Genomic DNA, 1,182 nt, shown 5'->3' on the forward strand with positions numbered 1-1,182 from the left:
CCCCTATTCCCTTACTCCCCTATTCCCCTAGGATTGCCATCATGCAACTCAGTCTCGACCAGGCAAAAGGACTGTGCCGGATGGCGGCACTTGGCGCTGGCGCCAATGAGGAAGCGGCACAATCGCTCACTGCTTCGATCATATCAGCCGAGGCCGAAGGGCTTTCCTCGGTCGGTCTGTCGCATTTCATCGACTATCTCGAGGCGCTGGAAGCCGGACGCATCGACGGCAATGCCGACCCGGTGATCACCCGGCCGGCGCTTGCGGTCTATCTCTCAGATGCACGCCGGGGGCTGGCGCATACCGGCTTCGACCGCACTATCGACGACCTCGCCAAGGCGGCAAAGCTGTTCGGCGTCGCCATCTTCTCGCAGAAGAACGCCTATACATGCGGCGCGCTCGGCTATTTCACCGGAAGGCTGGCAACACTCGGGCTGGTGTCGTTCGCCGCCACCAACGGCCCGGCCGTGCTTGCCGGCTCGGGCTCGGTCAAGCCAGTCTACTGCACCAACCCGATGTCGTTTGCCGCCCCCGCCGCCGACCGGGCGCCGCTGGTCATCGACCAGTCGTCGAGCGCCACCGCTTTCGTCAACATCCGCAAAGCGGCCGAGGAGGGCAAGACGATCCCTGAAGGCTGGGCGCTGGACGCCAGCGGCAACCCGACCACCGATCCCGCCGCCGCCATGAAGGGCGCAATGCTCGCCTTCGGCGGCCAGCGCGGCGCCAACATCGCGCTGATGGTCGAGGTGCTGGCGGCGGGCCTGTCGGGCGCCAACTGGTCGCTCGACGCGCCATGGTTCAGCGGCGGGCCGGACAGCCCCGGCACGGGACTATTCGTGCTTGCTATCGAACCCAAGCTGCTCGATCCGGATTTCGAGCAGCGGATGAAGGACCAGCTCGATCGGCTGCGGCGGCGCTTCGGTGTGCATGTGCCCGGTCGTGCCCGCGCAGAGGCCGCCGAGAAGGCGCAAGCGCGGGGCATCACGGCATCCAAGGCGGTGGTGCAGCGCATTTCCGAATTCGCCGCACGCTATTCTTCCTGAATAGTTTTTTATATCAAATAGTTATCTGAAATCTGCCCGCCGCAGGCGCGGCGCGGTGCGATTTTCTTTGCGCGCTGCTGAACCTTTCCGCGCCTTGCTGCGACCCAGCTTTGTCCAGGGCAAGGCGAGCTTGCCCGAT

The 1,182-nt window shown here is 64.7% G+C and carries 1 protein-coding gene; it reads left to right on the forward strand.

What is annotated here, in order from left to right; all coding sequences use genetic code 11:
• Positions 1-41: 41 nt before the first annotated feature.
• On the forward strand, positions 42-1,043 hold the full coding sequence (locus EOC06_RS04810) for an Ldh family oxidoreductase (RefSeq protein ID WP_164898466.1): 1,002 nt from the start codon (positions 42-44) through the stop codon (positions 1,041-1,043).
• Positions 1,044-1,182: the final 139 nt, after the last annotated feature.

Origin of the sequence: Mesorhizobium sp. M7A.F.Ca.MR.362.00.0.0 (assembly GCF_004023175.1) — a bacterium.
Lineage (GTDB): Bacteria > Pseudomonadota > Alphaproteobacteria > Rhizobiales > Rhizobiaceae > Mesorhizobium.

What these genes read in the sequence shown, in the direction of transcription:
- EOC06_RS04810 (WP_164898466.1), top strand. Translation starts at nt 42, where the DNA reads ATGCAACTCAGTCTCGACCAGGCAAAAGGACTGTGCCGGATGGCGGCA.